This window comes from Streptomyces monomycini (assembly GCF_022271435.1).
In the GTDB taxonomy this organism is placed as follows: domain Bacteria; phylum Actinomycetota; class Actinomycetes; order Streptomycetales; family Streptomycetaceae; genus Streptomyces; species Streptomyces monomycini.
The window spans coordinates 26,697-42,339 of the sequence record NZ_JAFIQY010000034.1 but is presented as its reverse complement, the minus strand read 5'-3'; the positions used below and the strand labels follow the sequence as shown (position 1 = coordinate 42,339).

Genomic DNA, 15,643 nt, shown 5'->3' with positions numbered 1-15,643 from the left:
CGGTGTGCCGGCAGGGTGCCGTCATCGGTTGTGGTGGTGCGCGCCGTCTCGGGGATGCGGCAGCCGGCCGGCGCGCGGTGGCGCCGGCCGGAAGTCGTCGTCAGTTGCTGCTCACGCCGCGGCCCAGTTCCCAGATCTGGAGGGCCGAGGAGGAGTTCAGGGCCCACTCGGCGCCGGTGATGTCGTCGCGGGAGGCGACGTACTGCTTGCCCTGCCACGGCGGGAGGACCGGTACGTCGTCCGCGATGATGTCCTGGGCCTGCTTGAAGCCCTCGGCGGCGGAGTTGCGGTCGGTCTGCTGCCGGGTGGTGGGGATCAGCTGGGACTCGATCTTGTTGTTGCGGTACGGGGAGTTGAGGAAGTTCCCCTTGCCGATGAACGGCGCGATGTAGTTGTCCGCGTCGGGGAGGTCGGCGAACCAGCCCATGCCGTAGACGGCGTACTTGCCTTCGGACTGCTCCTTGCGGAACTGCGTCCAGTTGTCGACGCCCTTGATCTCGACGTCGAACAGGCCGCTCTTGTTGAGCTGGGACTGGAGTTCCTTGAACTCCTTGGCGGTGCTGGAGCCGTAGTGGTTCGCGGTGTAGGTGAGGGTGAGCTTCACCGGGGTGTTGATGTGCGCCTGCTGGAGGATCTTGCGGGCGGCGGGGACGCTCGGGTTGCCGTACTTGGTGAAGAACGAGTTGATGTGGCCGGTGAGGCCCTTGGGCACCAGGGAGTACAGCGGGTCGCCGGCGTAGGAGTACACGTCGCGGACCAGCGCGGAGCGGTTGACCAGCTGGGCCATGGCCTGGCGGACGGCCTTGTCGGAGACTGACGGGTCGTCGGTGTTGAAGGCCAGGTAGCGGATCTCGGAGCCGGGTACGGCCGTCAGGGCGACGTGTTCGTCGCGGGCGTTCTCCAGGCCCTTGATCTGGTCGGGGGCCAGGCTGCGGTTCATCAGGTCGATGTCGCCCTTGCGCAGGGCCTTCTCCATGCTGTTGGAGTCCTCGAAGAACTCCATCTCGACGTGGGAGTTCTTCGCCTCGATCCCGCCCTGATAGTCGGGGTTCTTGGTGAAGACGGCCTTGCTGATGCGCTCTCCGCTGTGCTCGACCTTGACGGTGTACGGACCGGAGCCGGACACCTCGAAGCCCTTGTAGAGGCCCTTGGCCGGATACACCTCGCTGTCGACGATGGCCGCCGCCGGGGTGGCGAGCTTCTGCGGGAAGGTGGCGTCCGGCTTCTTGAGGTGGAAGACCACCTCGGTCTCGCTGGGTGTCTCGACCTTGTCGACGTTGTCCACCAGGGAGATGGGGCCGCGGTCGTACTTGATGGCCAGCATCCGGTCGATGGAGAACTTCACGTCCTTGGACGTCAGGGCGTGCCCGTTGGAGAACTTCAGTCCGTCGCGGAGTTTGCAGCGGAACTGCTCGTTCTGGGTGTCCCGGAATCCGCAGGACTCGGCGGCCTCGGGAACCGGCGCGGTGCCGCTCCGGGGCAGGCGCATGAGCGTCTGCAGGGTTCCGCGCAGCACGTTCCACGCGTCGACGTCGTACGCCTGGGCGGGGTCGAGCGGGGCGGGCGCGTCCTTGGTGGCCTCCAGTTGGGCGGTGGTGCCGACCTTGATCGGCTTGCCGCCTTCGCCGGAGCCGTCCGAACTGCCGCAGGCGGCGAGTGTGGGGACGAGCAGACCGGCCAGAGCCGGCAGCACCAAGGTCTTGCGATTCATCGTCGGCAGGTTCCTTATCAGCGCAGAGGTGTTGCTCGCGTTGACATTAGTAGGAACGGCCAGGGCCTCCGGGACACAACAGAGTTGAACGGATATCACGCCCGGATAACGGATGCCCGATGATCGATATCCGGACGGTGGAACGAACCGTACGTGCCTCCATCAATCCGGACACTTACCCCCAGGGAAACCAGGCGAAAGCCCCCTTGGAACGACCACGTGCCGCACTGTCGACGGGTCTGCGCGTGAGAAACGTCACTCCGCCATTGAGGTGAACGTCCGGCTGAATTCAGCCGCCGCATTCGTCACGGAAAATGAGCGGACCGCTCCTTACAGTTTCTTCCGTTTTCAGCGGAACACGCTCAGTGCACACCTCACCGGCCGTCCGTGATGAGCGACCGGAGAAATGGGAGATCGACTTCTTCCAGCGATCCGACCACGGTGCGGCCCGCGCCAGGGCCGATCGGGGTCACCGACGGCACCGCGACGACCTGGCAGCCGGCCGCCTCGCCCGCCGTCACACCGGTGACGGTGTCCTCCACCACGGCGCAGCGCCGGGGGTCCACGCCGAGCCGGGCGGCCGCGGTCAGGTAGGGGTCCGGGTGGGGTTTCGTACGGGGCAGGTCGTCGCCGGCCAGCGTCAGGCGGAAGTGCTCGGGGCCCAGGGAGTGCAGCATCCGGTCGATGACGGTGCGGTGCGAGGCGGAGACCAGGGCGGTGGGCACGCCGTGCGCGGACAGTTCCGCGAGCAGCCGGCGGGCGCCGGGCATCAGCGGCACGCCGCGGGCGATGCGCTCGGAGAACCGGGCATTGAGCAGCACGCTCAGGTCGGCCAGGCCGATGTCGGCGCCGGTCACCTCGATCAGGTACGCGGCGCTGCGCTGCATCGGCCCGCCGACGACGACCTGGCGGTGGTGGTCGTCCAGTACGTGGCCCAGCTCGGCGAAGACCTGGGTCTCCGCCTCCCACCAGAAGCCCTCGGTGTCGACGAGGGTGCCGTCCAGGTCGAGGAAGACGGCCTGGAGGGTGGCGCCGTCGGCCGTACGGGTACCTACCGCGGGGATGCTGCTGGTCATCCGTGCACCTCCGTACTCGCGCGTCCCCGGAGGGACGAAAGGGCCGGTCGCTCTCCCACGCGGGAGAGCGACCGGCCGCTACCGGACCGACCAGTGTACGACGGTGCGGGGGGACGCGCGTGGCCCGCGGGAACTTCCGTGGCCTCGCCGGTCCCGGTGCTACCGCGCGTTGAAGTACTTCGCCTCCGGGTGGTGGATGACGATCGCGTCGGTGGACTGCTCCGGGTGCAGCTGGAACTCCTCGGAGAGTTGTACGCCGATCCGCTCCGGCCGCAGCAGGTCGGCGATCTTGGCGCGGTCCTCCAGGTCGGGGCAGGCCCCGTAGCCGAGCGAGAAGCGGGCGCCGCGGTACTTCAGCGCGAACATGTCCTCGACGTCCGCGGGGTCCTCACCGGCGAAGCCCAGCTCGGCGCGGACGCGGGCGTGCCAGTACTCGGCGAGGGCTTCGGCGAGCTGCACGGACAGGCCGTGCAGTTCCAGGTAGTCGCGGTAGGAGTCGGAGGCGAACAGTTCGGCGGTGGCCTCGCCGATCTTCGAGCCGACGGTGACGACCTGGAGGCCGACCACGTCCCGCTCGCCGGACTCCTCCGGGCGGAAGAAGTCGGCCAGGCACAGCCGGCGGCCGCGGCGCTGGCGCGGGAAGGTGAAGCGGGTGCGCTCGGTGCCGTCCTCGTTGAGCAGGATCAGGTCGTCGCCCTTGGAGTAGCAGGGGAAGTACCCGTGGACGACGGCGGCCTCCAGGAGGTTCTCGGTCTGGAGCTTGTCCAGCCAGCCGCGCAGCCGGGGCCGTCCCTCGGACTCGACCAGTTCCTCGTACGAGGGTCCGTCCCCCGTACGGGCCTGCTTGAGGCCCCACTGGCCCTTGAACAGGGCGCCCTCGTCCAGCCAGGACGCGTAGTCGGCGAGCTGGATGCCCTTGACGACGCGGGTGCCCCAGAAGGGCGGGGCGGGGACAGGGTTGTCGGTGGACACGTCGGAGCGGACGGTGCCCTCCTCCTGCTCCGGCTCCTTGATCTCGATGTCGCGCTTGGGGACGCGGCGCTGCTTGAGCTCGGGCAGGGTGGCGCCGGGCACGCCGCGCTTGACGGCGATCAGGGCGTCCATCAGGCGCAGGCCCTCGAAGGCGTCACGGGCGTAGCGGACCTCGCCCTCGTAGATCTCGTGCAGGTCCTGTTCGACGTAGGCGCGGGTCAGGGCGGCGCCGCCGAGGATGACGGGGAAGTCGGCCGCCATCTTGCGCTGGTTGAGCTCCTCCAGGTTCTCCTTCATGATCACCGTGGACTTGACCAGCAGGCCGGACATGCCGATGACGTCGGCGCGGTGCTCCTCGGCGGCTTCCAGGATGGCCGAAACCGGTTGCTTGATGCCGAGGTTGACGACGTTGTAGCCGTTGTTGGACAGGATGATGTCGACGAGGTTCTTGCCGATGTCGTGCACGTCGCCGCGGACGGTCGCCAGGACGATGGTGCCCTTGCCGTCGGCGTCGGTCTTCTCCATGTGCGGCTCCAGGTAGGCCACCGCGGTCTTCATGACCTCGGCGGACTGGAGCACGAACGGCAGCTGCATCTGGCCGGAGCCGAACAGCTCACCGACCACCTTCATGCCTTCGAGCAGGGTGTCGTTGACGATGTCCAGGGCCGGGCGTTCGGCGAGCGCCGCCTCCAGGTCGGCGTCCAGGCCGTTCTTCTCGCCGTCGATGATGCGGCGCCGCAGCCGCTCCTCCAGGGGCAGCGCGAGCAGTTCCTCGGCCTTGCCGGCCTTCAGCGACTTGGCGGTGGCGCCCTCGAACAGCTCCAGGAGCCGCTGGAGCGGGTCGTAGCCCTCTTCCCGACGGTCGTAGATCAGGTCGAGGGCGACCTTGACCTGCTCCTCCTCCAGGCGGGCGATCGGCAGGATCTTGGAGGCATGCACGATCGCCGAGTCCAGTCCGGCCTTGACGCACTCGTCGAGGAAGACGGAGTTGAGCACGATGCGGGCGGCCGGGTTGAGGCCAAAGGAGATGTTGGACAGGCCGAGCGTGGTCTGCACGTCGGGGCGACGCCGCTTCAGCTCGCGGATGGCCTCGATGGTGTGGACGCCGTCCTTGCGGGACTCCTCCTGACCGGTGCAGATGGTGAACGTCAGGCAGTCGATGAGGATGTCCGACTCGCGGATGCCCCAGTTGGTCGTCAGGTCCTCGATGATGCGCTCGGCGATGGCGACCTTGTTCTCGACGGTACGGGCCTGGCCCTCCTCGTCGATGGTCAGCGCCATCAGGGCGGCGCCGTGCTCCCGGGCCAGCGCGGCGACCCTGGCGAACCGCGACTCGGGGCCGTCGCCGTCCTCGTAGTTGACGGAGTTGATGACCGCGCGGCCGCCGAGCTTCTCCAGCCCCGCCTGGATCACCGGGACCTCGGTGGAGTCCAGCACCAGGGGCAGGGTGGAGGCGGTGGCGAAGCGGCCGGCCAGTTCCCGCATGTCGGCGACGCCGTCCCGGCCGACGTAGTCCACGCACAGGTCGAGCAGGTGGGCGCCCTCGCGGATCTGGTCGCGGGCCATCTCCACGCAGTCGTCCCAGCGGCCTTCCAGCATCGCCTCGCGGAACTTCTTGGAGCCGTTGGCGTTGGTGCGCTCGCCGATGGCCAGGTACGAGGTGTCCTGGCGGAACGGGACGGTCTGGTAGAGGGAGGCGGCGCCGGGCTCGGGGCGCGGGCTGCGCTCGGTGGGGGCCAGGCCCCGTACCCGCTCGACGACCTGGCGCAGGTGCTCCGGCGTCGTACCGCAGCAGCCGCCGACGAGCGAGAGCCCGTACTCGGCGACGAAGGTCTCCTGGGCGTCGGCCAGCTCGCCCGGGGACAGCGGGTAGTGGGCGCCGTCCTTGCCGAGGACGGGCAGACCGGCGTTGGGCATGCAGGACAGCGGGACGCGGGCGTTGCGGGCGAGGTAGCGCAGGTGCTCGCTCATCTCGGCAGGGCCGGTGGCGCAGTTCAGGCCGATCATGTCGATGCCGAGCGGCTCCAGCGCGGTCAGCGCGGCGCCGATCTCCGAGCCGAGCAGCATGGTGCCGGTGGTCTCGACGGTCACCGAGCAGATCACCGGCAGGTCGGTGCCGGTGGCTTCCAGGGCGCGGCGGGCGCCGAGGACGGCGGCCTTGGTCTGGAGCAGGTCCTGGGTGGTCTCGACGAGCAGCGCGTCGGCGCCGCCGGCGATCATGCCTTCGGCGTTCTGCTGGTAGGCGTCGCGCAGGGTGGCGTAGTCGACGTGGCCGAGGGTGGGCAGCTTGGTGCCGGGGCCCATGGAGCCGAGCACCCAGCGCTGCTGTCCGGTGGAGGCGGTGTACTCGTCGGCGACCTCGCGGGCGATGCGGGCGCCCGACTCGGACAGTTCGAAGACCCGTTCGGGGATGTCGTACTCGGCGAGGGCGGCGTAGTTGGCGCCGAAGGTGTTGGTCTCGACGCAGTCGACGCCGACCGCGAAGTACTCCTCGTGGACCGAACGGACGATGTCCGGACGGGTGATGTTCAGGATCTCGTTGCAGCCCTCCAGCTGCTGGAAGTCCTCCATCGAGGGGTCCTGTGCCTGGAGCATCGTGCCCATCGCCCCGTCGGCCACCACCACGCGGGAGGCGAGGGCCTCGCGGAGTGCCGTGGTGCGGGATGTGCGGGTGGACGATGGCGTGTACGAGGCCATGGAGGTGCTCCCCTGGTTGCGACGGCTGTCGGCTTTGCGTCTTCCGGTAGAAGGCGCACCCGGTCAGGGTAGCGGGCGTGGCTGCCGGTGGCCCGGGTGTCTTACGGCGTGGACGGTTCACCGGCCGTGTCATGCCCGGTTCCGGGCCGGTTCCGGACTTGGTCAAGATCATTGACAGGTGTCGGTCGACTGCCACAGGGTCGGCATTCACCGATATCGTTCAGCATTGCCGAACCGCTCTCCCGGGCCGGTCGCGCGCCGTACACCGCACCATGTCACCCGCTTCACCGCTTCACCGGAGGTTGCCCGATGGCACGGAACATCCAGTCACTGGAACGTGCCGCCGCGATGCTGCGGCTGCTGGCCGGCGGTGAGCGGCGGCTGGGCCTCTCCGACATCTCGTCCGCGCTGGGCCTGGCCAAGGGCACCGCGCACGGCATCCTGCGCACCCTCCAGCAGGAGGGCTTCGTCGAGCAGGACCCGGCGTCCGGCCGCTACCAGCTGGGCGCCGAGCTGCTGCGCCTCGGCAACAGCTACCTGGACGTGCACGAGCTGCGCGCCCGCGCGCTCGTGTGGACGGACGACCTGGCGCGCTCCAGCGGCGAGAGCGTCTACCTGGGGGTGCTGCACCAGCAGGGCGTGCTGATCGTGCACCACGTCTTCCGGCCCGACGACAGCCGCCAGGTGCTGGAGGTCGGCGCGATGCACCCGCTGCACAGCACGGCGCTGGGCAAGGTGCTGACGGCGTACGACCCGGTGGCGCACAGCGAGGCGGCGGAGGCCGAGCGGCAGGCGTTCACGCCGCGCACGGTGACCGCGCTGGAGGACCTGGAGGGTGTGCTGGATCTCACCCGGGCGCGCGGCTGGGCGGCCGACGTGGAGGAGACCTGGGAGGGCGTGGCGTCGGTGGCCGCGCCCATCCACGACCGGCGCCGGATGCCGGTCGGCGCGGTCGGCGTGACCGGTGCGGTGGAGCGGGTCTGCCGGGACGGTGAGCCGGGTGAGCTGCGGCCGGAAATCGTCGCCGCCGTGCGGGACTGCGCCCGTGCGGTGTCCCGGGACCTCGGCGCAGGGCGATTCTGACCCTTCCAGTCCCATATGTTCACCTAAGTTTTCAGTCACAGAACCCTTGACGGGTTGCTACGTGTGAAGAAAACTGCCGTTCGTCGGTCGGCATTGTCGAACACCAAACGACAATATTGGTTATGGTGGACAGTGCCGGAGGCCGACCAACGCCCTCTCGGAGGGCGCGGACCTCGGAGAGACCCGGGGTCCGCCTTCCCCTGGACGAAGGACAAAGGAGTCGCGGGTGTCCAGCTCCGACATCTTCATCAGCGAGACCATCGGTACCGCTGTTCTGATCCTGCTGGGCGGTGGCGTCTGCGCCGCCGTCACGCTGAAGCGCTCGAAGGCATTCGAGGCGGGATGGGTGGCCATCGCCTTCGGGTGGGGTTTCGCCGTACTCACCGGCGCGTACATCGCGACGAAGTCCGGCGCGCACCTCAACCCGGCGGTCACCGTGGGACTGGCCGTCAAGGGCGGCACGCCGTGGGGCGACGTACCGGTCTACTTCGCCGGGCAGCTGCTCGGCGCCATGATCGGCGCGGTGCTCGTGTGGCTCGCGTACTACGGCCACTTCAAGGCCCATCTGACCGACCCGGAGATCGTGGGCGAGCAGAGCGGCCAGGAAGGCATGGTCGACAAGGCGGCGGCCCCCAAGGCCGGCCCGGTTCTCGGGGTCTTCTCCACCGGACCCGAGATCCGCAACGCGGTGCAGAACGTGACCACGGAGGTCATCGCCACCATCGTGCTCGTGCTGGCGATCCTCACGCAGGGCCTCAGTGACGACGGCAAGGGCGTCGGCGTCATCGGAGCGCTGCTGACCGCGTTCGTGGTCGTCGGCATCGGTCTGTCACTCGGCGGCCCGACCGGCTACGCGATCAACCCGGTTCGCGACCTCGGTCCGCGTATCGTCCACTCGCTGCTTCCGCTGCCGAACAAGGGCGGGTCGGACTGGGGCTACGCGTGGATCCCGGTCGCCGGTCCGCTGATCGGCGGCGCGATCGCCGGTGGTATCTACAACCTCGCGTTCGCCTGAGCCGCGCCGCCCGACCGAAGATTTTTGGAGCACACACACCATGAGCGACAACCACAGCACCGCCTCGCACGGCCACGGGCCGTTCATCGCGGCCATCGACCAGGGCACCACGTCCAGCCGCTGCATCGTGTTCGACAAGGACGGCCGGATCGTCTCGGTCGACCAGAAGGAGCACGAACAGATTTTCCCCAAGCCGGGGTGGGTCGAGCACGACGCCAAGGAGATCTGGGAGAACGTCCAGCAGGTCGTGGCCGGTGCCGTCGAGAAGGCCGGCATCACCGCCAAGGACGTCAAGGCGATCGGCATCACCAATCAGCGTGAGACCACGCTGATGTGGGACAAGAACACCGGCGAGCCGGTCCACAACGCCATCGTCTGGCAGGACACCCGCACCGACGGGCTCTGCCGCGAGCTGGGCCGCAACGTCGGCAAGGACCGCTTCCGCCGCGAGACCGGCCTGCCGCTGGCCTCGTACTTCGCCGCCCCGAAGATCCGCTGGCTGCTGGACAACGTCGAGGGCCTGCGCGAGCGCGCCGAGGCCGGCGACATCCTCTTCGGCACCATGGACTCCTGGGTCATCTGGAACCTGACCGGCGGCGCCGAGGGCGGCGTGCACGTCACCGACGTCACCAACGCCTCGCGCACCCTGCTGATGAACCTGCGCAAGCTTGAGTGGGACCAGAAGATCCTGCACTCCATCGACATCCCGGCCGCGGTGCTGCCGGAGATCCGCTCGTCGGCCGAGGTGTACGGCACCGCCGCCGCGGGCGCGCTGGCCGGCGTGCCGGTCGCCTCGGCACTGGGCGACCAGCAGGCCGCGCTGTTCGGCCAGACCTGCTACGACAAGGGCGAGGCCAAGTCCACGTACGGCACCGGCACCTTCATGCTGATGAACACCGGTGACGAGCCCGTCAACTCCTACAACGGGCTGCTGACCACGGTCGGCTACCGCATCGGCGACGAGCCGCCGGTGTACGCCCTGGAGGGCTCGATCGCCGTCACCGGTTCGCTGGTGCAGTGGATGCGCGACCAGATGGGCCTGATCAACTCGGCCGCCGAGATCGAGACGCTGGCCAGCACCGTCGAGGACAACGGCGGCGCGTACTTCGTCCCGGCCTTCTCCGGCCTGTTCGCCCCCTACTGGCGCTCGGACGCGCGCGGCGTGATCGCGGGCCTGACCCGCTACGTCACCAAGGCGCACATCGCCCGCGCCGTCCTTGAGGCCACCGCCTGGCAGACCCGCGAGATCACCGACGCCATGACCAAGGACTCCGGCGTCGACCTGACCTCGCTGAAGGTCGACGGCGGGATGACCTCCAACAACTTGCTGATGCAGACCATCTCGGACTTCCTGGACGCCCCCGTGGTGCGCCCGATGGTCGCCGAGACGACCTGCCTCGGCGCCGCCTACGCCGCCGGACTGGCCGTCGGCTTCTGGCCGGACACCGACGCGCTGCGCGCCAACTGGCGCCGGGCCGCCGAGTGGACCCCCCGCATGGACGCGGAGACCCGCGACCGCGAGTACAAGAGCTGGCTCAAGGCCGTCGAGCGGACCATGGGCTGGATCGAGGACGAGGAGTAATCATGAGCACCCTGCAGAGCGTCCCGGCCCTCGGGACGCACCCGGCCGACGGTTCGACCCAGAGCCGCGCCGAGACTCGGGAGCAGCTTTCCAAGGCGACGTACGACCTCCTGGTGATCGGCGGCGGCATCCTGGGCATCTCCACTGCCTGGCACGCCGCGCAGTCGGGGCTGCGGGTTGCGCTGGTGGACGCCGGTGACTTCGCCGGCGCCACCTCCTCCGCCTCCTCCAAGCTGCTGCACGGCGGTCTGCGCTACCTGCAGACCGGCGCGGTCAAGCTGGTGGCGGAGAACCACTTCGAGCGCCGTGCGGTCTCGCGTGAGGTGGCCCCCCACCTCGCCAACCCGCTGACCTTCTACCTGCCGGTCTACAAGGGCGGTCCGCACGGCGCGGCCAAGCTCGGCGCGGGCGTCTTCGCCTACTCCGCGCTGTCCGCCTTCGGTGACGGTGTCGGTCACGTCATCAGCCCGTCCAAGGCCCAGCGCGACGTGCCGGAGCTGCGGACGGACAACCTCAAGGCCGTCGCGGTGTACGGCGACGACCAGATGAACGACGCGCGGATGGCCCTGATGACGGTCCGCGCGGCCGTCGAGGCCGGCGCCACGGTCCTCAACCACGCCGAGGTCACCGGCCTGCGCTTCACCCAGGGCCGGGTCACCGGTGCCGAGCTGAAGGACGGCACCGACGGCTCCGAGTTCGGTGTCAACGCGCGCCTGGTCCTCAACGCGACCGGCCCCTGGGTCGACCACCTGCGCAAGATGGAGAACCCGAACGCGGCGCCCTCCATCCGCCTGTCCAAGGGCGCGCACCTGGTCCTCAAGCGCACCTCCCCCTGGAAGGCCGCGCTGGCCACCCCGATCGACAAGTACCGCATCACCTTCGCCCTCCCCTGGGAGGACATGCTGCTGCTCGGTACCACCGACGAGGAGTTCGAGGGCGACCCGGCGGACGTCCGCGTCACCGAGAAGGACACCGCGCAGATCCTGGACGAGGCGGCCTTCTCCGTCCGCGACCAGCAGCTGTCGCGTGACCTGATCACGTACTCCTTCGCGGGCCTGCGGGTGCTGCCGGGCGGCCCCGGCGACACCTCCAAGGCCAAGCGCGAGACGGTCGTCACCGAGGGCGCGGGCGGCATGCTCTCCGTCGCGGGCGGCAAGTGGACCACCTTCCGCCACATCGGCCGTACGGTCATGAACAAGCTGGCGGCGCTGCCCGGCCAGCCGCTGGCCGAGGACATGGAGCCGATCGCGCACCTGCCGAAGAAGCTGCCGCTGCCGGGTATCGCCAACCCCAACGCGGTCGCCCACCGCCTGCTGGTCGACGGCTCGGTCCCCGGCCCGCGCATGGCGCCGGAGACCGCCCGCCACCTGGCCACCCACTACGGTTCGCTGTCCTTCGACATCGCGCGGCTGGCCAACGAGGACGCGGCGCTGGCCGAGCGCATCCACCCGGACGCGCCGGAGATCTGGGCCCAGGTCGTCTACGCCCGTGACCACGAGTGGGCGGAGACGGTCGACGACGTGCTGCGCCGCCGCACCACGCTGACCATCCGCGGCCTGGACACGGAGGACGTCCGCGCCCGGACCAAGTCGATACTGGAGCAGCGCGGCTGACCCGCTGCCTCCCCTGTCGTCCTGAGGGCGGCTCCCCGGCGGGGAGCCGCCCTTCGGCGTGCCGGAGGAACCTCAGAGTCCCCGCACGCAGTGCTCGGCGACGGCCATGGCGGTGAGGTTGGTGTTGGCGGCGGGCAGCGTCGGCATCACGGAGGCGTCGATGACGTGCAGGGCCTCGACTCCGTGCACGGCGCCGGTGGTGGAGACCACCGCTCCGGGGTCCGTTGCCGGGCCCATCCGGCAGGTCCCGGCAGCGTGCTGGTAGCCGCTGACGGTCTGCCGCAGCGCTTCCGCCAGCTGTACGTCGGTGGTGACGGCGGGGCCCGGCGCGCGCTCCTCGCGGAGCAGGCCGGACAGGGGTGCGGTACGGGCGAGGGAGCGGGCCAGCCGCATGCCCGTCAGCAAGCGGCGGGTGTCCCCCGGGTCGCGCAGGAAGCCGGCGTCGATGCGCGGGGCATCGCGGGGGTCGGCGGAGCGCAGCCACAGTCGGCCGCAGGAGGAGGGCCGCAGCAGCGCCACCCAGAAGGTGAGCACCGTCGCCCCGTTCTCGTCCGTTTCGGGGCCCGAGGGGAAGACCTGGAGGTCGGGCGGGCCGTCGCCGCCGCTGAGGTCGCAGGTCAGGAAGGTTTGCAGCACCGGGTCGCGCGGGCCGGGCGGCGGGGCGTCGGTGGCGTACCTGAGGGTGACGGCAGGGTGGTCGCGCAGGTTCTCCCCCACGCCGGGCAGGTCGGCCGTCACGGGGATGCCGAGGCCGCGCAGGTGGTCCGCCGGGCCGATGCCGGAGCGCAGCAGGACCGGCGGGCTGCCGTAGGCGCCGGCGGCGAGCACGACCTGCCGGGCGGGCAGCACCGTACGGGCCGGGTCGGCCAGCTGGACGCCCGCCGCCCGGCCGTCGCGCAGGACGACCCGGTCGACCAGGATGTCGCCGCGCACGGTGAGGTTGTCCCGGCCGCGGGCCCGGGCGAGGTAGGTGAGGGCGGTGCTCTGCCGGACGCCGCCGATCCGGTTGACCGGGACCGGGCCGACACCGCGGGCGCCGGGGGCGTTGTGGTCGGCGACGGGCGGGTGGCCGAGGGCGGTGCAGGCGTGGTGGAAGGCGCGCTGCCACCGGTTCGTCTCGTCCTTGCCGTACCGCCGTACGGGGACCGGGCCGTCCGTGCCGTGCCAGGGCGGCCCGGCGTCCAGGTCGCGTTCGACGCGGCGCAGGCTGGGCAGGAAGTCCGCGAACGACCAGCCGTCGTTGCCCTGGGCGGCCCAGGCGTCGTAGTCCTGCGGATGCCCGCGCAGGGCGATCGCGGAGTTGATCGCCGAGGAGCCGCCGACGAGCTTGCCGCGGGGCAGCGCGACGGTGCGGCCGAGAGCGCCGGGCTCGCTCACGTACCCCCAGTCGTGGCTGTGCGTGGCGGCGGGGCTGGTGGCCACGTCGTCGGGCAGGCCGTCGGGCGAGCTGCCGTGGTCGGGCCCGGCCTCCAGCAGCAGTACGGAGCGTCCGGGGTCCTCGGTGAGCCGGTCGGCCAGTACGCCTCCGGCCGAGCCCGCGCCGACGACGATCACGTCCCATGCGTCCATGACCTGCGCTCTTCGCCTCCTGCCGGTTTCGTCTTCGCGCTTCCGGCTCCCTGAGGTACCCGCCGGGCAAAGATCGCACACGTACCGGGCGGGCCGTCGCGAAGAGGGCGCGGACGGGCCCGTATCCGAGGGTCCGGCTCCGGACGCCCGCACTAGCATCGCCAGGCAGGGGCCCGGCCACTCCTGCGGCCCGTGTCCCGTGTTTCTCCAGCCCGTCACCGACCTTGGAGATCCTCATGACCTTGCTGACCACCTGGCCGGAGAGCGGCCCGGAGACCGTGCTGCGGCGCACGGCCGAGCCCGCGGAGATCGCCGCGGCGCTGGCACCGATCGGAGTGCGGTACGAGCAGTGGCCGGTGCGTACGGACGTGGCGCCGGACGCGGAGCCCGCGGCCGTCCTCGCGGCGTACCGGGCGGAGATCGGCACGCTGACCGCCGAGGAGGGGTTCGCGACGGTGGACGTGGCGTCCCTGCACCCCTGCGACGATCCGGCGTGGCCGGACCGGGCGAAGGCGGCGCGGGAGAAGTTCCTCGCCGAGCACACCCACGAGGACGACGACGAGGTGCGGTTCTTCGTCGCCGGGTCAGGGGTGTTCTATCTGCACGCGGGCGGCGAGGTGCACGCCGTGCTGTGCGAGGCGGGCGATCTGCTGGGTGTGCCGCGGGGCACCACCCACTGGTTCGACATGGGCACCCGCCCGTCGTTCACGGCCCTGCGCTTCTTCCACGAGGAGGACGGCTGGATCGGCACGTTCACGGGCGACGACATCGCGCTGCGGTTCCCGGACTTCGACACGCTCACGGCCGGCCGGGCGGAACGGGGTGCGGTGTGACGCACACGTTCGACGTGGACCATGTGGTGCTCGACATCGAGGGCACCACCAGTGCGACGGGTTTCGTCGTCGGCGAGCTGTACCCGTACGCACGCAAGCGGTTCGGGCGGCTGCTGACCGAGCGGGCCGCGGAACCCGAGGTGCGGCGGGCCGTCGGGCAGATACGGGCGATGCTGGACGAACCGGCCGCCGACGCGGCGCGGATCGAGCGGGCGCTCGGCGCGTGGCTGGACGAGGACCGCAAGGCCACGCCCTTGAAGACCCTCCAGGGCATCGTGTGGGCCGAGGGCTTCGCGAGCGGGGAGCTGGTCTCGCACTTCTACCCGGACGTGCTGCCCCGGCTGCGGGAGTGGCACGCGGCGGGGGTACGGCTGCACGTGTACTCGTCGGGGTCGGTGGCAGCGCAGCGGGCGTGGTTCGGGCACAGTCCGAAGGGCGATCTGCGGCCGCTGGCCGGGGAGTTCTACGACACGGAGAACGCCGGGCCCAAGCTGGTGGCCGCGTCGTACGAGGCGATCACCGCCGACCTGGGGGCCGCGCCGGGGCGCATGCTGTTCCTGTCCGACCGGCCCGGTGAGCTGGACGCGGCGCGGTCGGCGGGCTGGCGCACGGCCGGGGTGCGGCGGCCGGGTGAGCCGTACTACGAGAGCGGGGTGGGTGATCATCCCGAGGTGGCGTCCTTCGCGGAGCTGGAGATCCGTACGGGAGACGGGGCCCGCGCGTCGGCCGGGACCGTGGCCGCGGCGCCGGACGGTCCGGTCGTCGGCGTCGACGAGGTGCGGCGGGCCGGGGCCCGGCTGGCCGCCGAGGCCGCGCGGTTCGCCGGGCTCGGCTGGATGCGCGGGACGTCCGGCAACCTGTCGGTCGTGCTGGCGCGCGATCCGCTGCGGCTCGCGGTGACCGCGAGCGGCCGGGACAAGGGCGAGCTGACCGCTGACGACGTGGTGCTGGTCGACGGCCGGGGCGCCGCCGCCGCGGGGACGGCGGGCGTGGTGGCCGGGTCCGGGAAGCCGTCCGCCGAGGCCGGGCTGCACGCGCGGGTGGTGCGGCTGACCGGGGCGGGCGCGGTGGTGCACGTCCACACGGTCGCCGCCGTGGCGATGGGACGGCGGCGGCCCGGCGGCATCGTCTTCCGGGACCTGGAGATGCTCAAAGGGCTCGGCCTGCCCGCCGAAGGGACGGCGGTGCGGCTGCCGGTCATCGCCAACAGCCAGGACATGGACGTACTCGGAGAGCGTCTGGAGGCGGCAAGGGAACCGCGGATGCCTGCTGTGGTCGTCGCAGGGCACGGCCTGTACGTGTGGGGAGCCGACCTGCTCCAGGCCCGGCACCACGCCGAAGTCGTGCAGTGGCTGCTGGAGTTGGAGGTGGCGTCGGGGCGGGGATGAGCGCCTGCCGGGACGGCCGCGCGGGACCACGTTGCGGGTGTGCCGGGGCGGGCCCGTAGGTTGGGGGGCGACCGCCGTCCCGTCCGCATTGTCCCGTGTCCCGG

The 15,643-nt window shown here is 70.8% G+C and carries 10 protein-coding genes; 6 read left to right on the top strand and 4 right to left on the bottom strand.

Going from position 1 to position 15,643, the window contains the following annotated elements:
• Positions 1 to 100: 100 nt before the first annotated feature.
• The 3 genes from JXZ78_RS29685 to metH all read right to left on the bottom strand — a co-directional run bounded on the left by JXZ78_RS29685 (position 101) and on the right by metH (position 6,456).
• Positions 101 to 1,711 carry an ABC transporter substrate-binding protein gene (locus tag JXZ78_RS29685; protein WP_030021482.1) on the bottom strand — a complete coding sequence of 537 codons (1,611 nt, stop codon included), beginning with the start codon at positions 1,709 to 1,711 and terminating at the stop codon, positions 101 to 103.
• Positions 1,712 to 2,085: 374 nt separating this feature from the next.
• Positions 2,086 to 2,787, bottom strand: coding sequence for an HAD family hydrolase (locus JXZ78_RS29680; RefSeq protein ID WP_030021481.1), 702 nt, complete (start codon positions 2,785 to 2,787; stop codon positions 2,086 to 2,088).
• Between the two features lie 159 nt (positions 2,788 to 2,946).
• Positions 2,947 to 6,456, bottom strand: coding sequence for a methionine synthase (gene metH, locus JXZ78_RS29675; RefSeq protein ID WP_030021480.1), 3,510 nt, complete (start codon positions 6,454 to 6,456; stop codon positions 2,947 to 2,949).
• A gap of 309 nt (positions 6,457 to 6,765) precedes the next feature.
• Here metH and JXZ78_RS29670 point away from each other — a divergent pair, with 309 nt between their 5' ends.
• From JXZ78_RS29670 to JXZ78_RS29655, 4 genes are all read left to right on the top strand, one after another.
• Positions 6,766 to 7,539, top strand: coding sequence for an IclR family transcriptional regulator (locus JXZ78_RS29670; protein ID WP_030021479.1), 774 nt, complete (start codon positions 6,766 to 6,768; stop codon positions 7,537 to 7,539).
• A gap of 226 nt (positions 7,540 to 7,765) precedes the next feature.
• Positions 7,766 to 8,554 (top strand): MIP/aquaporin family protein, encoded by a 789-nt coding sequence (locus JXZ78_RS29665; protein WP_030021478.1) that lies wholly within the window; start codon positions 7,766 to 7,768, stop codon positions 8,552 to 8,554.
• 40 nt (positions 8,555 to 8,594) lie between these two features.
• The gene (gene glpK / locus JXZ78_RS29660; RefSeq protein ID WP_030021477.1) at positions 8,595 to 10,136 is read left to right on the top strand and encodes a glycerol kinase GlpK; all 1,542 of its coding nucleotides are present in this window, start codon (positions 8,595 to 8,597) and stop codon (positions 10,134 to 10,136) included.
• 2 nt (positions 10,137 to 10,138) lie between these two features.
• A complete protein-coding gene (locus JXZ78_RS29655; RefSeq protein WP_030021476.1) occupies positions 10,139 to 11,749 on the top strand; it encodes a glycerol-3-phosphate dehydrogenase/oxidase in 1,611 nt (536 codons plus the stop codon).
• A gap of 72 nt (positions 11,750 to 11,821) precedes the next feature.
• Here JXZ78_RS29655 and JXZ78_RS29650 read toward each other — a convergent pair whose 3' ends face one another.
• Positions 11,822 to 13,318 (bottom strand): GMC family oxidoreductase, encoded by a 1,497-nt coding sequence (locus JXZ78_RS29650; RefSeq protein WP_033038370.1) that lies wholly within the window; start codon positions 13,316 to 13,318, stop codon positions 11,822 to 11,824.
• Positions 13,319 to 13,554: 236 nt separating this feature from the next.
• On the opposite strand from JXZ78_RS29650, the gene JXZ78_RS29645 reads away from it, so the two are divergent.
• Entirely contained in the window at positions 13,555 to 14,151 is a 597-nt protein-coding gene (locus tag JXZ78_RS29645) for a 1,2-dihydroxy-3-keto-5-methylthiopentene dioxygenase (protein ID WP_030021474.1), read from the top strand.
• On the top strand, positions 14,148 to 15,539 hold the full coding sequence (gene mtnC / locus JXZ78_RS40435) for an acireductone synthase (RefSeq protein WP_078624397.1): 1,392 nt from the start codon (positions 14,148 to 14,150) through the stop codon (positions 15,537 to 15,539). The genes JXZ78_RS29645 and mtnC overlap by 4 nt, the downstream gene beginning before the upstream one ends.
• Positions 15,540 to 15,643 lie beyond the last annotated feature (104 nt).

Excerpts from the sequence above, each read along its gene's own strand:
- JXZ78_RS29685 (WP_030021482.1), bottom strand. The coding sequence starts at position 1,711 with ATGAATCGCAAGACCTTGGTGCTGCCGGCTCTGGCCGGTCTGCTCGTC.
- JXZ78_RS29680 (WP_030021481.1), bottom strand. The coding sequence starts at position 2,787 with ATGACCAGCAGCATCCCCGCGGTAGGTACCCGTACGGCCGACGGCGCC.
- metH (WP_030021480.1), bottom strand. The coding sequence starts at position 6,456 with ATGGCCTCGTACACGCCATCGTCCACCCGCACATCCCGCACCACGGCA.
- JXZ78_RS29670 (WP_030021479.1), top strand. The coding sequence starts at position 6,766 with ATGGCACGGAACATCCAGTCACTGGAACGTGCCGCCGCGATGCTGCGG.
- glpK (WP_030021477.1), top strand. The coding sequence starts at position 8,595 with ATGAGCGACAACCACAGCACCGCCTCGCACGGCCACGGGCCGTTCATC.
- JXZ78_RS29655 (WP_030021476.1), top strand. The coding sequence starts at position 10,139 with ATGAGCACCCTGCAGAGCGTCCCGGCCCTCGGGACGCACCCGGCCGAC.
- JXZ78_RS29650 (WP_033038370.1), bottom strand. The coding sequence starts at position 13,318 with ATGGACGCATGGGACGTGATCGTCGTCGGCGCGGGCTCGGCCGGAGGC.
- JXZ78_RS29645 (WP_030021474.1), top strand. The coding sequence starts at position 13,555 with ATGACCTTGCTGACCACCTGGCCGGAGAGCGGCCCGGAGACCGTGCTG.